Below are 21871 nucleotides of genomic sequence, written 5' to 3'. Positions count from 1 at the left end.
CGGTGTGGGTGACCGGTTTCCGAGAGCTTTGTTCAATAAGACGAGCGCAGCCTCCGATATCGACGGCGACGGTATGCGTCGGGTTTGGCATCGCTGCGATCCATAGCGCCACCAATGACAACACTACTGCTGTAAGTGGCGCCACGGCGCCGAGGAGCAACGGCGGAAACGGCTCTGCGTTCCAATATTCGGAGGTATCTACGCTCATACGGAGTTGTGGCCAGCCGCCCAGCGTGAAAAATCAGATCGATGATGTCACGTTGATTCCGCAACGCCACTGAGGCGTTGACCGTCTTGACACGGCTTCCGCTGCAAAGAAGTCAACAACGCGGCCGCCTGGCCAGTTGCCAGCCGGTGGACCGTGGCGCAACGGTGGAAGTTTCCGCGAGCAACCGTCTACCGAACCTCTACCGAGCAGCCGTTCCGGTCGTCGCCTAGCGGTCGCTCATGGGTGTCAGCTCCTGGCCGGGACCGGGTACCCATGGGGTCGYAGTCAGCTGTCTTTGGCCGGGAGAGTCCTCGCCCCGAAGCTGCGTAGTCCGATGCTCGTGAGCACGCCGTCTGCCGCCTTTAGCACCACGTCTGCTGCTCATGGTCAGTCCGTTATTCTTTTCAAAATCTCGTCGGCGGTGGTCAACGCATAGCGTTGTCCACGGCCCAGCGTCACGTGTGATCGAAGTGGTTGAGGGCTGGTCATCGGGCGGCCTCGCTAGCGGCAGGCCGGTGCAGTTTGACGGGTTGAAAGCGACCGTTTACAACGCCCATGCCGACCGCCGTCCCGCTGGGATCCACGCCGGTCACGAACCTCAGGCTGCCGGCAACGTTTCCTGGGAGCTTGAGATCGCTGTTGCTGTGCCGGTCGCGGGCGTAGATCCGGGTGACGTTTTGATCGGGATCGGTGACGAAGCCATAGAGCGTGTCGACGTCGCCTGCGTTGAGAGTCAGCATCAACGGCGCAGGTACTTCCAGCGTGATTTGTGTTCCCGAGTTCCAGATGGCGCCGGCCTGCGACAGCTCACCGCGATAGATGTGACCGACGAACTGTCCGGGGGCGATGCGCGCAAGGGCTACTCCGCGCGAATTGGACAGCAGCGTCGGCATCGAGACATCACAGCGTGCGTCAATGCGCCAGTAAGCTGGATGAAAACCGTCGGACATGCCCACCGCACCGACGATGTAGCCATCATCCGTGATGGCGTGCGCCGCGGTCACGCCGCTGTTGAGGCTCGGATCCGTTGCGGCGACTAAGCTTGGGAGCAATCTGGGCGTGGAGTCATGTGAACACCACAACATGGCGACTGACCGGGACATTCCGTGGTTCACCGCCGGGATCTTGCCAATGCCGATGATTCGGCTGGAAGAATCGATGCCGACGGCTTGCGTCTCCTCGACTTGGGCGAGCGTCGCCAACCGTTTCGCGGCTGCACCGCCCGGCCAGACGATGGGCAAGAACAGCGGTTGAGAACTTGCGGCGTCATACGCGTATCCGACAGCGGTGCCATCGTTGGCCACGGCCATGGCGACGCTTTCGGCGAAGCCGTTGATCGACGGCATCGGAATTGCATCGCCCTGCTTGAGTGCGAACGCCGTCGAGCACTGCCGGGAGCGGTGGCATGGGGCGGTCCGGCTCAGCAGGTCTTCGCCATTGGCGACCACATGAGTCCCGTTGACGCTCATGGCGACCGCGCTCCCCCATTTGACGGAGTTTCCACATTGCGTGCACAACGGTTCGAGCGAGACCGCGTCGGCGAAGCTCGGCGCCCATGAGCCGGTCAGGACTGCGAATATTGTTGCGAGCCGAAGTGAGTGGTACATAACATCCTTTCCATTGTGAAGATCCGGGGAGTAGGCCCACAGGACGTGCTGCAGCCGCGAACCAGCGCGTTGTGCAGAAACGACCGCCCGCAACGGCCCGGGCCGGGCCGGGCCGGTGTTGCGGTGTTGCGGCGTTGCGGCGTTGCGGTAGTCAGAGAGGCTGGGCCCGCGGAATGGAGAACCGGCATGGTCAAGTGATCAGACCGGCTGATCGGCAGCCGCACTATGCGACATGCGGACCAGCGCAGCGGCCGACGGAGATGGTGAAGATGCACAGGGTGCCGCCTGCAGCCCGTACCGCACTGACTGTTCAAGAGATCGTCTGCGAACCAAAGTGGGAGTCCAGCGATGGGGCAGCAGCTCTTCGATCTGGCTGTTGAACTGGGTGGGCAGCGACATTCGCACCGTGCAGGAACTGCCGGGCCATGCAGACATGGCGACCACCATGATTTACACGCACGTGCTGCGGATGGTGGCGGCGCCGTGCGAAGCCCGCTGTACGCTTTGCCAGCGATGGGCCCCTCAAGCGGACATTGGTGAGCGGCAGCTCCTGGCCGAAGGCCGCCCGACACGCATGTCTGCCGGTAAGGCGCGTCGAGCCGATGTCCCCTCTTCGTTCTAGACGCGGAACGTCGACACGAGCTTCACCAGCTCGTCCGCCTGCTGCTTCAGGCTTTCGGCGGCCGCGGCGCTTTCCTCGACCAAAGCGGCGTTCTGCTGCGTCGCCTGGTCCATCTGCGTGATGGCCTGGCCGACCTGGCTGACGCCGGTGCTCTGCTCGCGGCTGGCCGAGCTGATCTCGCGCACGATCTGCGCGACGCGGCCGATGGCAGTCACGACTTGCGCCATCGTCTCGCCGGCCTTGTTCACCAGCACGGCGCCCTGCTCGACGCGCTCGACGCTGTCGCCGATCAGGCCCTTGATCTCCTTGGCCGCGTCGKCGCTGCGCTGGGCCAGCATGCGCACCTCGCTGGCGACGACGGCAAAGCCGCGCCCCTGCTCGCCGGCCCGTGCGGCCTCGACCGCGGCGTTCAGCGCCAGGATGTTGGTCTGGAAGGCGATGGCGTCGATGGTGCCGATGATGTCGCCGATCTTGCGTGAACTCTCTTCGATGCCTTTCATGCGCTGCACCGCCTCGCCGACGACTTCACCGCCCTGGCGCGCCACCTGGCTGGCGTCATGCGCGAGCTTGTCGGCCTCGCCGGCGTTGTCGGCATTGAGCTTCACGGTGGCCGACAGCTCCTCCATCGACGCCGCCGTCTCTTGAATGGCGCTGGCCTGCTGCTCGGTGCGTGCCGACAGGTCGTTGCTGCCATGCGAGATCTCGGTGCTGGCCGTCGCCACGCCGCTGGCGTTCTCGCGCACCGAGCCGACGAGATGGCGCAGCGCCTGCTGCATCTGCGCCAGCGCCTGAGTCAACTGCGCGGTCTCGTCGCTGCCCACGCTGCGGATGTCGCGCGACAGGTCGCCATGCCCCACCTCCTCGGCTTCGTGGATGGCCTCGCGCAGCGGGCCGACAACGGAGCGCGTGATCAGCCAGGCCGCCGCGATGCCTACGCTGAGGCAGGCGATGGCGATGACGAGCATGATCATCTGGGTGCGGCGCGCCTCCTCCATGACCTGCTGGGTCTCGAGGCGCACGCGCTCGCCCTGGAAGTCGGCCATGCGGCTGATGGCCGCGACATAGGCCTCTGAGGCCGGCCGCATCTTGCCCTCCAGCGTCTGCAGCGCAGCGTCGGCTTCGCCGGCCTTGAGCTGGGCGAAGACCTGGTTGCGGATATCGACGTAGGCCTTGCGGGCATCGGCGATCTCCGTGAGCAGGGCCTTGTCGCGCTCGGTGTCCACCGCCTTGGTGAGGCTCTCCTGCAGTTCGGTGATCCTGGCACTCGTCGTCTTGATGATCGGCGAGAAGAACTCCGCCACGGGGCCCGAGCCTCCGGCGCGCGCGACGGCGTCGGTGCGCGTGACGTTGAGCTGGGTCGCCGTACGCCAGTCCTGGGCGAAGTCCTGGCGATGCTGCAGTTCCACCAGCAGGTCGATGTGAGGGCCGACGGCGCCGATCTGCCGGTAGCTCACGCCCAGGGCCACCGCCAGCAGCAGCAGCACGAGGCCGAAGCCCAGGCCCAGCCGGGTCCCGATTCGCATGGATTGCATGTTCATCACCGCCTCCAGGTTGATGGCGCGGCGGGCGGCTGTGATCGCGCACCCTGCCGGTGCGTTGACTCTACATGTTGACGGATGTGGCGGCGCAAAGGAAAACACCGCCTGGAGGGGCGGTGTTGGTTCGGTGGCCTTGTGGTCTTCGCTCACGTCGCAAGCGACATGAGCTTCGCCCCAAAGCGGCTTCGGTCGCTGGCGCGCTGCTGCCAGGCCTTACAGCCCGGCAGCAGCGCGCAGCGCTGCCGCTTTGTCAGTCCGCTCCCAAGTGAACTCCGGCTCTTCCCGCCCGAAGTGCCCATAGGCCGCCGTCTTGGAATAGATCGGACGCAGCAGGTCCAGCATCTGGATGATGCCCTTGGGACGCAGGTCGAAGTGCTCGTTGACGAGCTTGGCGATCTGGTCGTCGGGGATGACGCCGGTGCCTTCGGTGTAGACGGTCACGTTCATCGGCCGGGCCACGCCGATGGCGTAGGCGACCTGGATCTGGCACTGGCGCGCCAGGCCGGCGGCGACGACGTTCTTGGCGACGTAGCGGGCGGCATAGGCGGCCGAGCGGTCGACCTTGGACGGGTCCTTGCCCGAGAAGGCGCCGCCGCCATGCGGGCAGGCGCCGCCGTAGGTGTCGACGATGATCTTGCGGCCGGTCAGGCCGCAGTCGCCCTGCGGGCCGCCGATGAYGAAGCGGCCGGTCGGGTTGATCAGGTACTTGGTGTCGGCGCTGATCCATTCCTTGGGCAGCACGGGCTTGATCAGCTCTTCGCGGATGGCTTCGTAGAACTCGTCCGTCATGCGGTCGCCGAGCGAGTACTCGGGCGCGTGCTGGGTGGACAGCACGACGGTGTCGATGCTGTGCGGCTTGCCGTCCACATAGCGCATCGTGACCTGGCTCTTGGCGTCCGGGCGCAGGAAGGGCAGGCGGCCGTCCTTGCGCAGCTGGGCCTGGCGCTCGACGAGGCGGTGCGCGTAGTAGATCGGCGCGGGCATCAGCTCGGGCGTCTCGTCACAGGCGTAGCCGAACATCAGGCCCTGGTCGCCGGCACCGGTGTTGAGGTGATCGTCGGACGCATGATCGACGCCCTGGGCGATGTCGTTGGACTGCTTGTCGTAGGCGACCAGGACGGCGCAGCCCTTGTAGTCGATGCCGTACTCGGTGTTGTCGTAGCCGATGCGCTTGATGGTGTCGCGCGCGACCTGGATGTAGTCGACGTGGGCGTTGGTCGTGATCTCGCCGGCGAGAACCACCAGGCCGGTGTTGCACAGCGTCTCGGCGGCCACGCGGCTGCGCGGGTCCTGCTCGAAGATGGCGTCCAGGATGGCGTCCGAGATCTGGTCGGCCACCTTGTCGGGGTGTCCTTCCGAGACGGATTCAGACGTGAAGAGGAAATCGTTGGCCACTTTTAAACTCCGGTTGCTTCATTGGCGGCGTCGCCGTCGCTCCTGGAGGTGCGGCGAACGCTTTAGCGGGATTTGTGAATCGCCCCGCAAGTAGTTCAGTAACTCGGCGATCTGCGAAGTATAGGAAATATGGGTTGGGTCTTTCGCTTGCTGTCCCGGCTGCCCCTGGCGCTATTGCACGCTTTGGGGGCGCTGCTGGGTTGGGTTGTCTACTTCGCCTCGGGGACCTACCGGCGGCGTTTCCAAGCCAATGTGGCCCAGGCCGGCGTCGCCTGGAGCGAGGCGCGGCCCGCGATTGCGGCCGCCGGGCGCATGGCGGCGGAGCTGCCCTGGCTCTGGGTGGCTACCCGCGGCAAGCCGCTGGGCGACAAGCTGCAATGGGAGGGCGGCGAGCTGATCACGGCCGCCCTGGCCGAGAAACGCGGCCTGGTCATGCTGACGCCCCACATGGGCTGCTTCGAGATCTGCGCCCAGGCCATCGCCGAGCGCTTCACGACGCCCGAGTCACCCATCACCGTGCTGTACCGCCCGGCGCGGCAGGCCTCGCTGCGCGAGGTGATGGCCGGCTCACGCGAGCGGCCCGGGCTGGCCACGGCGCCGGCGTCACTGGCCGGCGTGCGCCAGATGATCCGCGCGCTGCGCAAGGGCGAGGTCATCGGCCTGCTGCCCGACCAGGTGCCACCCGATGGCCTGGGCGTGTGGGCGCCTTTCTTCGGCAAGCCGGCCTACACGATGACGCTGGCCGCCCGCCTGGTGCAGCAGACGGGCGCGTCCCTGCTGCTGATCTGGGGTGAGCGCCTGCCCGGCGGTGAGGGCTTCGTCGTGCACGTGCTGCTCGCGCCGGCCATCCCTGCCGAGGCGAGCAACGAGGCTGCCGCAGCGCTCGTCAACGGGGCCATGGAGAGCCTGATCCGCCGCGCGCCGGGGCAGTATCTGTGGGGCTACCACCGCTACAAGCAGCCGCGCGGCCTGGACATCGGCGCGGCACCTTAGGCCCTCAGCGGCGCCCCCGCCTCAAGCGCAGCAACGCGATCAAGCCCAGCGACAACAGCAGCGCCGTCGCCGGCTCGGGCACGGCGGTCACCAGCAGGCCGGGGTCGCCACCGGTGATGGCCGTCAGGCGCAGCGTGTGCGAGGCGTCGGCCAGCACATCGGTCGTGTCGTAGGTCATCTGCACGCTGGCGCTGAGCTGGCTGATGAGGACGAAGCTCGCGCCGGGGTCCACCGTGATGCTGACCGAGAAATCACCGCCGAAGGCTTGCGGGTTGTAGAGCAGCCCGACGCCGCTGTGGCTGCTGTAGCCGAAGTCGATCAGGCCGACCTCGAAGGACGGGTCCTGGCCGGTGTAGATGGCCGCCGACCCGAAGGCGCTGGCCCGGGTGCTGCTGAGCGTGCCGTCGACATGGAAGTCGAAGTGGTAGGTCGTCGTGCTGGCGCCGAGGTAGTGGTAGGTCTGCTGGGTGCGCGCGACGGCGCTGGCGGCATAGAGGTCGATGCCGATCTCCAGTTGCGCTGGGTCGGCGAGGATGACGACGGGCTCGTTGTCGGCCCGCGCATAGGCGCCCAGCAGCGGTGTGGCCAGCGCACCCTGGAGCGCGGCATTGGCGTGGTATTCCACGCCGCCGCCCAGGCTGTAGCCTGCCGTGTTGGCGTCGCCCACGGGCTGGCCGAGGTAGTCCACCTGGGCCGCCAGCGGGCCGCTCTGGCTTTGCACCGGCGTGCCGGTGAGGCCGAGCAGGAAATGCGGGCAGGTGCTGCAGCCGATCTGGAAATCGCCCCGGGCGGTGCCGCTCGCGGTGGCCAGGCCGGCCTGGCCCCAGGCGGCGCCACTGGCGAGCAGGGCGAGAGCGGTGAGCAGCGTGCGGATCTTCATGACAGGTCTCCCTTGCAAAGGCTGTGCGGGCCGGTGGCCCTGAATGCAAGGCTAGAGGGCGAGGCGCGTGAGCACCTCGGCGGCGTTACCCGGATTTGGGCGCGCACTACTCAGATTTCGCGCGCTGGATGGCGTCCTGGCGTGTCTTCACCCCCAGCTTCAGGAACACGGCGGCGACATGGTTCTCCACCGTGCGCTCGGAGCGGTGCAGCGTGGCTGCGATGGCGCGGTTGCTGTGGCCCTGCACGAGCAGCTCCAGGATCTCGCGCTCGCGTCCGGTCAGGCCCAGCGGGTCCTGCCGGGCATGGCCGTAGCGGCCGCGCCCCACGCCGCTCACGCCCACGCGCCGCAGGCGCCGGCGCGCGTACTGCGCGGCCAGCCCGGCGCCCAGCCCTTGAAGGCGCTGCAGTCCGTCGGCAATGGCCTCGGCATCGCCCCACAGCAGTGCCAAGGCCTGCTGGTAGGGGCAGCCCACCTCGCCCCAGGCCTGGCTGGCGGCGCGATGCTGGCCGCTTGCCTCCAGCGCGCAGGCCGCGGGCGCGTCGGCGGCGAGGGCCTGCGGCTGGCCCAGGCGCGTCAGCCACACCTGGACCTGCGCCCGCCGCCACGGCCCCAGCCGCGCGGCCGCTCTGGCCAGCGCTTCTTCCGCCAGCTGTCGCGCCCGCCCCGCCGGGCCCGACAAGGTCGAGAGTTCCACCTGCTGCACATCCACCGACATGAACCAGGGCCACACCGCCAGCTGCCGCCGTCCACTGGCCAGCTCCTGCCAGTAGGCCAGCGCACCCGGTTCCCCTCGGCGGGCCGCCTGCAGCGCAAGCAGATGGCCGACCTGCTCGCGTTGCAGCTCGTTCAGGTCAGGGCGGGCCTGGAGCTGGCGCAGGCCCGCCTCGCCGGCCGCCCAGTCGCCGCGCGCGATGTCGCCGCAAGCCTGGCGCACGCGCAGCGGCACGGCGAACAGGTCCAGGTCGCGCGCCTCGCAATACGCCAGCCCGGCCGTGCACAGGCGCTCCAGCTTGTCGTAGCGCGACGCGACCAGTGCGGCCGAGGCGAGGTTGGTCCAGGCGCGCGCGGCCAGTTCCTCCCGACCATCGGCCAGCGCCTGTTCGAGCGCGGCGTGCAGCTCGACCGTGCCCAGCCCCTCATCCGGCCCGCCCAGCCGCGCCGAGGCCAGCGTGATACGCGCGCCGAGGGCGCCCGCCGGGTCGCCGAGGCGGCCGAACAAGGCCAGGGCCTGGGCGGCGCCCGCCAGCGCCGCGCCGGTGTCGTCGTCCAGCAGATGCAGCTGGGCGTGGTTGGCCAGCGCGTGGGCCAGGGCCGGGCTGTCGGGGGCGTGCTCGTGCAGCAGGGCGATCGCGGCCTCGGCATGGGCCAGGCCGGCGCTGGCGCGGCCGCGCGTCCATTCGATGCGCGCCAGCAGGCTCAAGTGCTCGGCCCGGGCCAGCGGCCGCGCGCCGGCCAGGCTCAGCGCCAGGGCTGCGGCCTGCGCGGCCTCCTCGACCTGGCCGGTCAGCAGGCATTCGATCGCCTGGGCGCGCGCCAGCGGCTCGACCTGCACGGCAGGCAGTTGTGCGGCGCGGCGCAGCGCCAGGCCGAACAGGGTCGCGGCCTGGCGGTGCGCGCCCGAGGCGGCCGCCAGTTCGGCGGCGCGCGGCGCCAGCCGGGCCACGGCATGGTCCAGGCCGGCGTGCTCGGCGTGATGCACCAGCCGCGCCGGTGCCGCGCCGCGCTCGCTCAAGGCGTCGAACACGGCGGCATGCAGGGCCGCGGCGCGGGGCCCCAGGGCTTCCAGCACGGTCAGCCGGGTCAGCTCGTGCGCAAAGCGCAGGCAATCGCCACCGGCCTGCAGCAGGTCACTGGTGACGACTTCGGCCAGCGCCTCGGGCTCCAGGCCGCAGGCATGGGCCAGCACGGCGGTCTCCAGCGGCGCGGGCGAGACGCTGGCCACATTGAGCAACTCGCGCGCCGGTGGCGACAGCCGCGCCACGCGCGCCAGCAGCGCGTCCCGCACCGACACCGGCAGGCCCTCGGCCAGCGGCGCGGCCAGCAGCTCCGTCACGAAGAAGGGATTGCCGCCGCTGGTCTCGAACAGGCCCGCGGCCGGGCGGCCGGCGCGGGCCGCCAGCGTGGACACGGCTGCGCGGCTCAGCGGCGCCAGGCTGAGGCTGCGCGCGCCCTGGCCGGCCAGGCCCGCGAGCGCCGCGCGCAGCGGGTGGGCCGGGCCCAGTTCGCCGCCCCGCCAGCTCAGGCACAACAGCACCCGGGTGCCGGCGATGCGCCGGGCCAGGAAGCGCAGCAGGTCCAGCGTGGCGCCGTCGGCCCAGTGCAGGTCCTCGAACACCCAGACCCGCGGCCGGCGCGTCAGGCGCGCCACCTCCAGCAGGGCGGCAAACAACTCGGCGGCCGGTGCGCTGCGCCGCAGCAGCGCCGCGATCTCACCGGGTAGTCGCGGCAGCATGTCCAGCAGCGGCCCGAGCGGCAACGGCGTGATCAGCGGCTCGCAGGCGCCCCAGGCCCATTCGATGGCGCTGCCGCCGGCGCGTTCCGCGGCACGCAGCAGCCGCGTCTTGCCCATGCCGGCATCGCCTTCGAGCAGCACGCAGCGGCCCTGGCCTTGTGTCGGGTCGGCCAAGGCGGCCAGGTCGGCGCGCAGGCCGGCCAGCGCGGCATCGCGTTCCAGCAGCGGTGGCTCGGGCAGTGGCATGGCGCCAAGCTTGCGCCGATTTGGCGGGCGCGCGCTTCCTCAAGATGCAGGGTCAGCCCTCCTTAACCGGCAGGCTCAGCCGCGCCTCCAGGCCACCACCCTCGCGCGGCAGCAGTTCCAGCGTCGCGCCCAGCGCCTGCGCGAGGCGCTGCGCAATCGCCAGGCCCAGGCCGGTGCCGCCGCTGGCGCGGTTGCGCGAGGCCTCCAGGCGCACAAAGGGCTGCAGCGCGGCCTGGCGCTGGTCGGCCGGGATGCCGGGGCCGCGGTCCAGCACGGCGATGCGCAGCTGGCTGTTGTCCAGCGTGACGACCACCTCCGCCGCGCCGGTGAACTTGACGGCGTTGTCGACCAGGTTGCCGACAACGCGGCGCAGCGCGCGTGGCCGCGTCGTCACCGGCGCAAGGGAAGAGGGCGCTTCAAGGCTGACTTGCTGGCCCGCGTCCTGGCCGTCGCAGACCAGGCCGTCCAGCAGTGCGACGAGGTCCACGGCCTGCGGCGCCTCCTCGGCCGCATGCGCACTGGCGGCGTAGTGCAGGCCCTCGGCAACGAGGCCGCGCATCTCGTCGATGTCGGCCAGCAGCTTGTCGCGCGTGTCGGTCTCGGCCAGCAGTTCGCTGCGCAGGCGCATGCGCGTCAGCGGCGTCTGCAGATCGTGTGTGACGGCGGCGAGGATTTCGGAGCGCTCGCGCAGGTGCCCGGCGATGCGGGCCTGCATGGCATTGAAGGCGCGCGCTGCGGAGGCCACCTCGCGCGGGCCTTCTTCGGGCAGCGGCTGGGCGGCGAGATCGGCGCCGAGGCCATCGGCGGCATCGGCCAGGCGGCGCAGCGGCCGCGTCGCCAGCCTGACAGCCGACGCGCCGCACAGGGCCAGCACGGCGATCTGCGCGGCCAGTAGGGCCAGCGTTGCGCCGGACAGCTTCAGCCGTGGCGGCTGGGCGCGCAGCGTCAGCGCGCTGCCGTCGGCCAGCGTCAGCGCGAACACCAGTTCGCCATCCGGCCTTGCACCGGCCGTGCCGATTCGCGCCGAACCCAGCTCCGCGGCCAGCGTTTGCGTGAGAGACAGCGCCAGCTCGTCGGATGCCAGGGCGTCCTGCGGCGCGCCGAGTTCGTAGCGGTAGTTGGGCCGCGCCAGTCTCGGCAACCAGGCGGCACGCTCGGCCTCGGGCAAGCGGTCCAGCACGGCGACGGCCGTGGCCACATCGCGGCCGAGGTAGGCGTTGAGCATGCGGCCCATCACCTCGCCGCGCTCCGCCAGCCAGGCCAGGCTGGCCAGGCCATAAGCCAGCAGCAGGCCGGCGATCAGCAGGCCGGCGATGCGGCTGGCCAAACTCATTCCACGGCCTCGACATCCGCGCAGAACACATAGCCCTCATTGCGCACCGTCTTCAACAGCCGGGCCTCCTTGGCATCGTCGCGCAGGCGGCGGCGCAGGCGGCTGACGAGCAGGTCGATGGAGCGGTCGAAGGGGTCGGCGTCACGCCCCTGCGTGAGGTTGAGCAGCTGGTCGCGGCTGAGGATGCGCTGGGGGTGGTCGAGCAGCGTGCGCAGCAGGCGGTACTCGCCGCCGGTCAGCGGCACCAGGGTGCCGGCGCCGTCCAGCAGATGGCGGGCCGCCGTGTCCAGCACCCAGTCGTTGAAGGCCAGACGCCTGGCCTGGCGCTGCGGGCTTGTGCGCGGTGGCAGCTGGCGGGTACGGCGCAGCACGGCGCGGATGCGGGCGAGCAATTCGCGCGTCGCAAAGGGCTTGGCGAGGTAGTCGTCGGCGCCCATCTCCAGGCCGAGCACGCGGTCGGCCTCATCGCCGCGGGCGGTCAGCATCAGGACGGGCAGGGGCTCGACCTCGCGTGCGCGGAGGTCGCGGCACAGCGACAGGCCGTCCTCGCCGGGCAGCATCAGGTCGAGCACGACGAGGTCGATTGGCTCGGCGGCCAACACGGCGCGCATCTCCCGGCCCTGCGTCGCCGTGCTGACGCGATAGCCCGCGGCGCGCAGATAGTCGGCCAGCAGCGTGAGCAGCTGGCGGTCGTCGTCGACAAGCAGCAGATGGTCGGGGCGCGGGTCCATGGCGGCCACGATAGCGGACGGGACCCGCTGTTTTGTATCGCTCTTTGTCTGTGCGGCCGGCGCGTGTCCACCGGCGACACATCGACATCGCGGTGATACCGCTGCGACCTGCAATGGCACCTCCTTCACTACTGACGAGGTGCTCATGCGAAACCTTCTGCTGATCCTCCTGCTCGCGGCCGGTGCGGCCCGTGCCGATGCCGACCCGCGTGGCCTGTGGCTGACGGCCAGCGGCAACCTGGAAGTGCGCGTCGCGCCCTGCGGCGCGGCCCTGTGCGGCAAGGTGGCGCGCGTCATCGCCAACCAGTCGATGAGCCGGCCCGGCGAGGCGATGGCGGCCGATGCCCAGCCGGCCCAGGAGGGCATGGACATCCTCAGCGACTTTCTGCCCTCCGAGCGCGAGACCCAACCCGATGGCCGCAGCGCCGTCACCGAATGGCGCGGCCGCATCTTCAACCGCGAGAACGGCAAGACCTACGACTGCCTGATGTCGCTGGGCCCGACCGGCGAGCTGAAGCTGCGCGCCTATGTCGGCCTGCCGTTGTTCGGCAGGACCCAGGCCTGGCAGCGCGTGCCGGGAGCGTCGCAATGAGCGCCGTGCTGCCCGTGGCGGCTGCGTTCGGTGCCGGCCTGGCGACCGTGGCCAGCCCCTGTGTGCTGCCGCTGTTGCCGGCGCTGCTCGGCAGCAGCCTGGGGCCTGCCGACCGGTGGCGGCCGCTGCTGGTCGTGCTGGGCTTTGTCGCGTCCTTCAGCGCACTGGCCCTGGCCTTTGGCGCCTCGGCCAGCGTGCTGGGCCTGTCGGCCGGTGCCTTGCGCGATATCGCGGCCGTGCTGCTGCTGGGTTTTGGCCTGCTGCTGGTCTGGCCGGCGGGTTGGGAGCGGTTGTCGCGCCCGCTGGGCCGTGTGGCCGACTGGGCCCAGCGCTTCGGTCATGGTGGCGGGCGGCTTGGCGCCCTGGCACTCGGCGCCAGCCTGGGCGCGCTGTGGACGCCCTGCGCTGGCCCGGCCCTGGCCAGCATCCTGGCCTTGGTCGCCAGCGCCGGTGATTCGCAGCAGGCGGCGGCCCTGCTCATTGCCTACGCCGTCGGCGCCGGCGGGCCGATGCTGGCCGTGGCCTATGGCGGCCAGCGCATCGCGCAGGGCCTGCGCGCCTGGTCGGGCCGGTTGCGCCGGGGGTTGGGCCTGCTCGTCATGCTGATGGCGGGGGCCAGCCTCGCCAATGTCAGCTCCACCTGGGTCGCGGCTCTGGCCGGGCCGGCCGAGTCGGCACAGGGCCAGGTGATTGGCAAGCCCGCGTCCGAGATCGCCACCACGGGCGCCTGGATCAACAGCCCGCCGCTGACACTGCAGGCCCTGCGCGGCAAGCCCGTGCTCGTCGACTTCTGGACCTGGGACTGTGTGAACTGCTTGCGCAGCGTGCCGGTCATCGAACGCCTGCACCAGCGCTATGCGGCGCGCGGCCTGGTCGTCATCGGTGTGCACACGCCCGAGTTCGCCCATGAGCGGCCGCTGGACAGCGTGCAGGCGGCGGTGCGGCGGCTGGGCCTGCATTACCCGGTGGTGCAGGACAACGATTACCGCGTCTGGAAGGCCTTTGAGAACCGCTACTGGCCGGCCGCCTGGCTCATCGATGCCACGGGCCGTGTCGTCTATCGCCACGAGGGGGAAGGGGGCGAGGCGGAGCTTGGAGCTGCCATAGAGAAKGCCTTGCGATAATCCCCTCATGAGATTGCGCTTCACCAAGATGCACGGCGCGGGCAATGACTTCGTCGTCATCGACGCAACGAAGCAGCCCTTCGCGCTGACCCCCGAGCAGATGCGCCTGCTCGGCGACCGGCGCTTTGGCGTCGGCTGCGACCAGATCCTCGTCATCGAACCCAGCCAGGACGCCGGCGCCGACTTCCGCTACCGCATCTTCAACAACACCGGCAACGAGGTGGAGCATTGCGGCAACGGCTCGCGCTGCTTCGTGCGCTACGTCGTCGATGTCGGGCTGACGGACAAGCGCGAGATCCGCGTCGACACCATGAACCGCCGCCTGCTGCTGAAGCTGCAGGACGATGGCCGTGTCACGGTGGACATGGGCGCGCCGGTGTTCGAGCACGCCGCCCTGCCATTCGATGCGAGCGGGCTCAAGCCCCATCTCGTGAACGGCTTCGAGCTCTGGCCCGTCGAGGGCGTGGAACTGGCCGTGCTGTCGATGGGCAACCCGCATGCGGTGCAGCGCGTTGACGATGTCGAGACGGCGCCGGTGCTGACTCAGGGCCCGCTGATCGAACACCATGCGCGCTTTGCCAAACGCGTCAACGCCGGCTTCATGCAGATCCTGAGCCGCGACCGCATCAAGCTGCGCGTTTTCGAGCGCGACGCTGGCGAGACGCTGGCCTGTGGCACGGGCGCCTGCGCGGCCGTCGTCGCCGGCATCCGCGCCGGCTGGCTGGACGAGGCCGTGGAAGTGCAGACGCGCGGCGGCCTGCTGCGCATCGAATGGGCGGGTGGACAGAACCCGGTGCTGATGACCGGCCCCGCAGTGAAAGTTTTTGACGGAGAGATCACGCTGTGAGTTCCAACCCGGCCGCTGACGCGGTGCAAGGCATCACCGAAACCGACATCGCCAACTACCTGGCGTCCACTCCCGGTTTCTTCGAACGCCACGCGGCGATGCTCGCCAGCGTGCAGCTGCAGCACCCGCATGGCGCACGCGCCGTGTCGCTGCAGGAGCGCCAGGCCGAGATGCTGCGCGACAAGATCAAGGGCCTGGAAATGCGCATCATCGACATGATCCGCAACGGCCAGGACAACGTCACCATCGCCGACCGCCTGCACCGCTGGACGCTGGCCGTCATGCGCGCGGTGGGCACGCCGGAGCTGCCCCATGTGCTGCTGGCCGAGCTGCGCCACCAGTTCATGATCCCGCAAGCCGGCCTGCGCTTGTGGGGCGTCGCTCCCGAGCATGAGGCCTCGGAGTTCGCCGCCTCGGTCAGCCCCGACGTGCGCAGCTTCGCCTCCAGCCTGAGCCAGCCCTATTGCGGCGTGAACTCCGGCTTCGAGGCGGCACGCTGGCTGGGCCTCAGCGAGAGCGGCGGCACGGCGACCTCGCTGGCCCTGATCCCGCTGCACCAGCCCAGCGCCAACGAGGACAAGCCCTTCGGCCTGCTGGTGCTGGGCTCGCCCGATCCGACGCGCTACACGGCCGAGATGGGCACCGACTTCCTGACCCGCGTCGGCGAGATCGCCAGCGCTGGGCTGGCGGGCTTGCTCGCTGCATGATGGAGTTGGCGCAGGACTTCACGGAGTTCTTGCAGCACGCCCGCGTGCAGCAGCGCCTGAGTCCGCGCACGCTGCGTATCTACACCGATGGCCTTGAGCGCCTGCAGGCCATGCTGGCTTCAATCCCGATCGACGCCCGCCAGCTCAACATCGCCCAGGCGCGCCGTCTCGCGGCCCTGTTGCATCGTGAAGGCCTGGCGCCGAAGTCCATCGCGCTGCTGCTGTCGGTCTGGCGCAGCGCCTACCGCTGGCTGGGCCTGCAGGGCCGCGTCACGCTCAATCCCTTCGACGGCCTGCGCGCGCCCAAGGCGCCCAAGCCTCTACCCAAGGCGCTGGGTGTAGACGACGCGGTGCAGCTCGCCGCCTACGCGCCCGAGGTGGCGGCCGACCCGGTGCTGGAGGCCCGCGACCGTGCCATGGTGGAACTGCTCTACGGCGCCGGCCTGCGGGCGTCCGAGCTGACAGGGCTGGATGCCCAGGCCAGCGGCCAGGCCGCTGGCTGGGTCGACCTGCAAGCCAATGAAGTGCATGTGCTGGGCAAGGGCGGCAAGCGCCGCAGCACGCCGCTGGGCCGTGCAGCGGCCGAGGCACTGCGCACCTGGCTGGCGGTGCGGCCCCAGGTCGTGGCGGCTGGCGAGGCGGCGCTCTTCGTCGGCTCTCGCGGCCACCGCATCGCCGGCTCAACGCTGCGCGCCATGCTCAGCGCTCGCGCCGTCGCGGCCGGCAGCCCGGCCCATGTCCACCCGCACATGCTTCGGCACAGCTTCGCGTCCCACCTGCTGCAGTCCAGTGGTGACCTGCGCGCGGTGCAGGAGCTGCTGGGCCACGCCCACATCACGACGACCCAGGTGTACACGCAGCTGGACCACCAACACCTGGCGCGCATCTACGACGCTGCGCACCCCCGAGCCAAGAAATGAGATTCCAAATCACGGCTTTGGCCGCGTTGGCGGCCCTGTTGCCGGCCACGACCTGGGCCCTTCCCGACGACGCGCCGTTCGCACGCGTGCAAACGGTGCGCCCGGCCGCGGTCGAGGGTAATTGGACCAAGATGAAGATGCCCGACGGCGGCCGCACGGCCTTCGCGTCGATCAGCTACATGATGGCGTTGGACGAGGACTGGGGTTTCGGCCCCGGCGTCTACGGCGCGGCCAAGGGCAACTACGGCGGCATCTTCACCGTCGGCTTCACGGGCCAGCGGCGCTGGCGGCTCTCCGGCGACACGCATCTGGCCGCCAGCCTTTACGTGGGCGCTGGCGGCGGCCTGTCCAATCAGCAGCTGCGCTTCGGCGGCGGCCTGATGCTCAGGCCCGAGCTGTCGCTGCGCACCGAGGTGGGCGCCTGGTACACGGGCGTCGGCATTTCGCAGATCCGCTTCCCGAGCGGCAATGTGAAAAGCGGCGTGGGCCTGAGCTTTTCCCTCGGTCGATCGCTGGGCTTCCCCAGCTTTTCGCCGGACGATGCCGGCCGCCCGGGGCGCGCGACGCAACGCACGGGCCTGGGCTTCGACGAGATTGCCTTGACGGGCGGCTTCGAGAAGCCTCGCTCCGCCAGCCGTGACCGCAGCGGCAACCCGCTGACGCGCCGCATCGGCAAAGCCGGCGGGGAGCTGAGGCAATACATCGTCGACGGCAGCTGGTGGGGTATCGAGGCCGCCGGCGCAGCCCAGGGCGGCGCCGACGGCTATATGGAAGTGCTGGGCAACATCGGCCAGGACTGGGCCCTGTTCGGCACGCCGCGGCTGCGCGTGGGCGGCCAGCTCGGCGCGGGCCTGGGTGGCGGCGGCACGCTGGACACCGGCAGTGGACTGCTGCTGCGCGCCGGGCCGACGCTGCGCTGGCTCACGCCCTGGGGCCCCAGCGTGCGCCTGGATGCCGGTTTCACCTATGCGTCCAGCGGTTTCTACAGCGCGCCATACGTGCGTGCGGTGTTGGCGATGCCGCTGGACCGGTCTCCGGTCGCATTTGGCGACGACACGAGCAACGGCATCGTGCGCGTGCAGCAACTCGGCGCCAGCGTGCTGCATCTGCCGCGTGTGCGCTTCAAGGACGGCCGACGCGAGGCGGTCAGCCATCTGGCCGTCAACATGTCGCGCGAATTCACGCCGTATGTCTATGGATCGGCGTTGGCGGGCAGCGCGGCCGCGGGCAGCGCCGGAGCCTATTCCTTCGGGCTCGTCGGCCTGGGCTTGCAAAGCGACCCGCTGTGGGGCGGGCTGCGTGTCGGTGCGGAATGGCTGGTCGGTGCGGCTGGCGGTGGTGGCGTGCGGGTGGGCGGCGGCGCCGTGACGCAAGCCGAGCTGTGGGCGCAATGGCGGATCGGCGAACGGCTGCGGCTGCGCACCGGCCTGGGCGAGTTCCGCACCATGCGCGGCAGCAGCCAGTCAACGCCCGTGGTCCACGTCGGCCTGAACTACGCCTTCGGGACGTTGCAGCGATGAACAGTTGCCCCCACGCGCCCACACGTCGTGTGGCCGCTGCCCCCCGAGGGCGCGCTTTTCATCTTGGGACGGCCCGGCGATGAAAAAGATCACCCTGCGCGCCGGCAAGGAGCGCTCGCTGCTGAAGCGCCACCCCTGGGTGTTCGAAAGTTCCATTGCTCGCGGCGGCGCCGACGCCGGCGAGACCGTGCGCGTCGAGTCGGCCGACGGTGCCTTCCTGTGCTGGGCGGCCTTCAGCCCGCAGTCGCAGATCCGCCTGCGCGCCTGGAGCTTCGACGAGGCCGAGCGCATCGATGCGGTCTTCTTCAAGCGGCGCATCGAGCAGGCTGTGGCGATGCGGGCACGGCTGGCCATCGCCTCCGACGCCTGGCGCCTGGTGCATGGCGAGGCCGATGGCCTGCCGGGCCTGGTCGTGGACCGCTATGGCGACACGCTGGTGGCCCAGTTCGGCAGCACTGGCGTCGAGCGCTGGAAGGCCGTCATTGCCGACGCGCTGCTGGCAGCGACCGGCCTGACACGCCTGTATGAGCGCTCCGACGCCCAGGCCCGCGAGTGGGAGGGCCTGCCGGTGCAGACCGGGTGGCTGCGTGGCGATGGCGAAACGGCGCTGACCATCCGTGAGCACGACTGGCGGCTGACGCTGGATGTGGCCGAAGGCCACAAGACTGGCTACTACCTCGACCAGCGCGACAGTCGCCGCCGCTTTGCCGACGCGGTGAAGCAATACGGCTGCAAGAGCGTGCTGAACTGCTTCAGCTACACGGGCGGCTTTTCGGTCGCGGCGCTCGCCGGTGGGGCAAGCGAGGTGGTCAGCGTCGACTCCTCCGGCCCGGCGCTGGAACGCGCCAAAGCCCATGTCGAGCTGAACGGCTTCGACGCGAGCCGCCACCAGGCCTGGGATGCCGACGTCAACGCCACGCTGCGGCGCTGCCTGGCCGAAGGCCGGCGCTTCGACGCCATCGTGCTCGACCCGCCGAAGTTCGCGCCCACGGTTGCCCACGCCGAGCGTGCCGCGCGCGCCTACAAGGACATCAACCGCCTGGCCTTCATGCTGCTGAGTGAAGGCGGCCTGCTCTACACCTTCTCCTGCTCGGGCGGCATCTCGCCCGACCTCTTCCACAAGATCGTGGCCGGCGCCGGGCTGGACGCGGGCGTGGACGGCTACATCATCGAACGCCTGTCGGCCGCGGCCGACCACCCGCAGACGGTGTGTTTCCCGGAAGGGGACTATCTGAAGGGCCTGGGGCTGCTGAAGCGCTGAGCTCGGGCAAAGAAAAAGCGGCCTCGCGAGGCCGCTTTGCATTGAGCGCGCAGGTTCAGTCGCGCTTGCGGCGGCGCGCCATGCCGATGAGGGCCAGGCCGGCGAGCAGCAGGGCGTACTGGCTCGGCTCCGGCACTGCAGCGGCCAGGTCCCAGCCGATGGCGTCGAAAGCCATCAGGTCGCTGGCCATGGCGTCATACGACTGGCCAGTGCCAACGAAGGGCCGCATCAGCGTGAAGGCGCCGATGCCGAAATGGCTGGCCTGCTGACCGTTGCCGTGTTCGACACCGGTCGAGAAGGGCTGGATGGATGTCAGGCCACCGTCCACGGAGAAATAGGGCGAGCCGCCGAGGGTCACGTCCCGTTTGCCCGCTGCGGTGTAGCGGAACATGTCCAGCGGCGTGTACCACGGGTCGCTCTCGAACTCGCCCAGGGCGCCAGACAAACCGCATTGCGCGGCATGGCTGACACAGCCGTCAATGGCATCCGCGCCCGACACGAAGCCGAGGGCGTGCCCGATCTCGTGCTCCGCCACGGTGATGAAGTCAATCTTGTCGCCCGGAACCTGGCCGTTGACCCGGGTGTAGGCGTAGCTGCTGGCAAAGGCATTGGCGAACGTGATGGTGGCGTCCAGAGCGCCGAGATTGGGCCCCAGATTCAGGCCGACCGCCTTCGCGTTCGCGGTGTTGATGACAAGCCTGGTGTTGTTCACCGAGCCATCGTTGTCGAAGCGGCTCGTCAGATCACCCTGCGTCGCCCAGAAACTGGCAGAGCTCGTCACCGGCAGGCTAGCCACGGCTGAGGCGTCGATGCCCGACTTGGCGTCGGTCGCCAGATGGCCGCGCAGATCGCCATAGCTGACCGATGTCTGCTCGGACCGGGTCGACCCCAGGATATTGGGCCCCAGGTCGCTGAACGCGATGTTGAAATAGACCGTGACGTTGTCATTGAGCTTGCCCGACCAGTAGTTGGCAGCCGTCTGGAAAGCCGATAGCTGCATGGCAGACATTGGTGTGGCGCCAATGTCGGTAAGCACGATGTTCATGGCCTGAGCGCAGGGGGCCAAGCCCGCAAGGCCCAAGGCCAGTGCGAACGTTGCAGGGCGAATAAACGTGCGGGGCGGCATGGTGGGCTCCGGTCTGGGGGCGGGTGCAGGATTCTCCGGGCTGCAGGCGCGACTTTTGCCCCTGGCTCGCGGGAACGCGCTGCCAAGTTAGGGGGATGGCAGCTGGATGCGCGTCTCGAACTTCGCCCGCTTCACGCTGAAGAAGGCCTTGATGTTGCGCACGTTGGCATCCTGGGTCAGCAGCCGTTGTGTGAAGGCTTGGTAAGCCGGCATATCGGCCAGCTGCACGACGAGCACGAAGTCCGGCCCGGGCGACACCCGCCAGCACTGTTGCACGGCCGCCTCCTGCACCGCCCGCGCCTCGAAGGCATCCAGGTGCTCGGCGCCCTGGCGGTCCAGCGTGATCTCCACGATGGCTGACAGGCCGGCGCCGAGCTTGTCAGGCGACAGCAGGGCTACCTGGCGTTCGACGATGCCGGCCTCGACCAGGCGCTTGACGCGCCGCAAGCAAGTGGCAGGCGACACGGCGACGCGCGCGGCCAAGTCCTGGTTGCTCAGCGATGAATCTGTCTGCAGGGCCTCCAGCAGACGCAGGTCGATTGCGTCTAAATCAGTCATTTATGTTGAATATTTGAACGAATATTTCTTAATGGGTGGATCGGGAAATTTTCCTTCATTTTCTGAGAAATTTCGCACCCATTCGCCACGGCGGTCTCCCTACGATGCACGCATTCCCCAACGGAGACCTCCATGTGCGGCATCGTCGGCGCGGTCAGTCAGCGCAACATCGTTCCCATCCTCGTTGAAGGCCTCAAGCGCCTCGAGTACCGCGGCTATGACTCGTGCGGTGTGGCCGTGCACCAGGACGGCGGCCTGAAGCGCGCCCGCAGCACGTCCCGCGTGGCCGAACTTCAGGCCGTGGCCGACCAGGACGGCATCTCCGCTGGCACCGGCATCGCCCACACGCGCTGGGCCACGCATGGCGCACCGGCCGTGCACAACGCCCACCCGCACTTTTCGCCCGGCCCTAATGCGAGCGTCGAGAGCACAGGCCGTATCGCGCTGGTCCACAACGGCATCATCGAGAACCACGACGAGTTGCGCGCCGAGCTGAAGTCGCGCGGCTATCAATTCACGAGCCAGACCGACACCGAGGTCATCGCCCACCTGATCGACCATCTCTACAGCGGCGACCTGCTCGACGCCGTGCAGCAGGCCCTGCCGCGGCTGAAGGGTGCCTATGCCGTGGCCGTGTTCTGCCGCGACGAGCCGCACCGCGTCGTGGCCGCCCGTGAAGGCTCGCCGCTGGTACTCGGCGTGGGCGAAAGCGAGAACTTCGTTGCTTCCGACGCGATGGCCCTGGCCGGTGTGACCGACCAGATCGTCTACCTGGAAGAGGGTGACGTCGTTGACCTGCAGCTCGGCCGCTACTGGCTCAGCCGGCTGGACAAGACAACGGGCCGCTATCAGTCAGTGGAGCGGGAGGTCAAGACCGTGCACGCCCACAGCGGCGCTGCCGAGTTGGGGCCGTATCGCCACTACATGCAGAAGGAAATCTTCGAGCAGCCCGTGGCCATCGCCAACACGCTGGACGCGGTGACCGGCATCAGCCCGGAGCTCTTCGGCGATGGTGCCTATGGCATCTTCAAGGAGGTCGACAACGTCCTCATCCTGGCCTGTGGCACCAGCTACTACTCGGGTTCCACGGCCAAGTACTGGCTGGAGAGCATCGCCAAGATCCCGACCAGCGTCGAGATCGCCAGCGAGTACCGCTACCGCAGCAGCGTGCCCAACCCGCGCACCCTGGTCGTCACCATCAGCCAGAG

19 protein-coding genes are annotated in these 21871 nt (G+C 69.3%); 9 read left to right on the top strand and 10 right to left on the bottom strand.

Annotated features, from left to right (window positions below):
* The 4 genes from ACXJKR_RS05520 to metK all read right to left on the bottom strand — a co-directional run.
* A partial coding sequence (locus ACXJKR_RS05520) for a hypothetical protein (RefSeq protein WP_457321407.1) occupies positions 1-208 on the bottom strand: 208 nt, incomplete at its 3' end.
* 485 nt (positions 209-693) lie between these two features.
* Positions 694-1815, bottom strand: a complete 1122-nt coding sequence (locus tag ACXJKR_RS05515) for a hypothetical protein (protein ID WP_457321405.1) — start codon at positions 1813-1815, stop codon at positions 694-696.
* A 618-nt stretch (positions 1816-2433) separates the two neighbouring features.
* Complete coding sequence (locus ACXJKR_RS05510; protein ID WP_457321404.1) at positions 2434-3960, bottom strand: methyl-accepting chemotaxis protein; 1527 nt, start codon at positions 3958-3960, stop codon at positions 2434-2436.
* Between the two features lie 228 nt (positions 3961-4188).
* Positions 4189-5370, bottom strand: coding sequence for a methionine adenosyltransferase (gene metK, locus ACXJKR_RS05505; RefSeq protein WP_457321402.1), 1182 nt, complete (start codon positions 5368-5370; stop codon positions 4189-4191).
* A 129-nt stretch (positions 5371-5499) separates the two neighbouring features.
* Between metK and ACXJKR_RS05500 the strand changes: the two genes are divergently transcribed.
* Entirely contained in the window at positions 5500-6363 is an 864-nt protein-coding gene (locus ACXJKR_RS05500) for a lysophospholipid acyltransferase family protein (protein ID WP_457321400.1), read from the top strand.
* 4 nt (positions 6364-6367) lie between these two features.
* Here the strand turns inward: ACXJKR_RS05500 and ACXJKR_RS05495 are convergent, their stop codons facing one another.
* The 4 genes from ACXJKR_RS05495 to ACXJKR_RS05480 all read right to left on the bottom strand — a co-directional run bounded on the left by ACXJKR_RS05495 (position 6368) and on the right by ACXJKR_RS05480 (position 12008).
* A complete protein-coding gene (locus tag ACXJKR_RS05495) occupies positions 6368-7243 on the bottom strand; it encodes a PEP-CTERM sorting domain-containing protein (protein WP_457321398.1) in 876 nt (291 codons plus the stop codon).
* Positions 7244-7349: 106 nt separating this feature from the next.
* Positions 7350-9944 (bottom strand): ATP-binding protein, encoded by a 2595-nt coding sequence (locus ACXJKR_RS05490; protein ID WP_457321396.1) that lies wholly within the window; start codon positions 9942-9944, stop codon positions 7350-7352.
* A gap of 52 nt (positions 9945-9996) precedes the next feature.
* Positions 9997-11277 (bottom strand): ATP-binding protein, encoded by a 1281-nt coding sequence (locus tag ACXJKR_RS05485; RefSeq protein WP_457321394.1) that lies wholly within the window; start codon positions 11275-11277, stop codon positions 9997-9999.
* Entirely contained in the window at positions 11274-12008 is a 735-nt protein-coding gene (locus tag ACXJKR_RS05480) for a response regulator (RefSeq protein ID WP_457321392.1), read from the bottom strand. Before ACXJKR_RS05480 ends, ACXJKR_RS05485 begins: the two co-directional genes overlap by 4 nt.
* A gap of 145 nt (positions 12009-12153) precedes the next feature.
* On the opposite strand from ACXJKR_RS05480, the gene ACXJKR_RS05475 reads away from it, so the two are divergent.
* The 7 genes from ACXJKR_RS05475 to ACXJKR_RS05445 all read left to right on the top strand — a co-directional run bounded on the left by ACXJKR_RS05475 (position 12154) and on the right by ACXJKR_RS05445 (position 18979).
* Entirely contained in the window at positions 12154-12600 is a 447-nt protein-coding gene (locus ACXJKR_RS05475) for a DUF2147 domain-containing protein (RefSeq protein ID WP_457321390.1), read from the top strand.
* Positions 12597-13724, top strand: a complete 1128-nt coding sequence (locus tag ACXJKR_RS05470; RefSeq protein WP_457321388.1) for a cytochrome c biogenesis protein/redoxin — start codon at positions 12597-12599, stop codon at positions 13722-13724. The genes ACXJKR_RS05475 and ACXJKR_RS05470 overlap by 4 nt, the downstream gene beginning before the upstream one ends.
* Before the next feature lie 7 nt (positions 13725-13731).
* A complete protein-coding gene (gene dapF, locus ACXJKR_RS05465) occupies positions 13732-14571 on the top strand; it encodes a diaminopimelate epimerase (protein ID WP_457321386.1) in 840 nt (279 codons plus the stop codon).
* On the top strand, positions 14568-15278 hold the full coding sequence (locus tag ACXJKR_RS05460) for a DUF484 family protein (RefSeq protein WP_056205335.1): 711 nt from the start codon (positions 14568-14570) through the stop codon (positions 15276-15278). Before dapF ends, ACXJKR_RS05460 begins: the two co-directional genes overlap by 4 nt.
* A complete protein-coding gene (locus ACXJKR_RS05455; protein ID WP_457321384.1) occupies positions 15275-16198 on the top strand; it encodes a tyrosine recombinase XerC in 924 nt (307 codons plus the stop codon). The genes ACXJKR_RS05460 and ACXJKR_RS05455 overlap by 4 nt, the downstream gene beginning before the upstream one ends.
* Positions 16195-17718, top strand: a complete 1524-nt coding sequence (locus ACXJKR_RS05450; protein WP_457321382.1) for a hypothetical protein — start codon at positions 16195-16197, stop codon at positions 17716-17718. The genes ACXJKR_RS05455 and ACXJKR_RS05450 overlap by 4 nt, the downstream gene beginning before the upstream one ends.
* 79 nt (positions 17719-17797) lie before the next feature.
* Positions 17798-18979: a class I SAM-dependent rRNA methyltransferase gene (locus ACXJKR_RS05445; protein ID WP_457321381.1), complete on the top strand. Its 1182-nt coding sequence runs from the start codon at positions 17798-17800 to the stop codon at positions 18977-18979.
* A gap of 55 nt (positions 18980-19034) precedes the next feature.
* Here the strand turns inward: ACXJKR_RS05445 and ACXJKR_RS05440 are convergent, their stop codons facing one another.
* Together ACXJKR_RS05440 and ACXJKR_RS05435 are read right to left on the bottom strand one after the other, a co-directional pair.
* Positions 19035-19979 carry an NF038122 family metalloprotease gene (locus ACXJKR_RS05440; protein ID WP_457321409.1) on the bottom strand — a complete coding sequence of 315 codons (945 nt, stop codon included), beginning with the start codon at positions 19977-19979 and terminating at the stop codon, positions 19035-19037.
* 213 nt (positions 19980-20192) lie between these two features.
* Positions 20193-20663: an Lrp/AsnC family transcriptional regulator gene (locus tag ACXJKR_RS05435; protein WP_457321379.1), complete on the bottom strand. Its 471-nt coding sequence runs from the start codon at positions 20661-20663 to the stop codon at positions 20193-20195.
* A gap of 132 nt (positions 20664-20795) precedes the next feature.
* Here ACXJKR_RS05435 and glmS point away from each other — a divergent pair.
* A partial coding sequence (glmS, locus tag ACXJKR_RS05430) for a glutamine--fructose-6-phosphate transaminase (isomerizing) (protein WP_457321377.1) occupies positions 20796-21871 on the top strand: 1076 nt, incomplete at its 3' end.

It is taken from the genome of Roseateles sp. P5_E11 (genome assembly GCF_054049355.1).
Note: the sequence above shows the minus strand (reverse complement) of the source record. Positions and strands in the feature narration are given on the sequence as shown.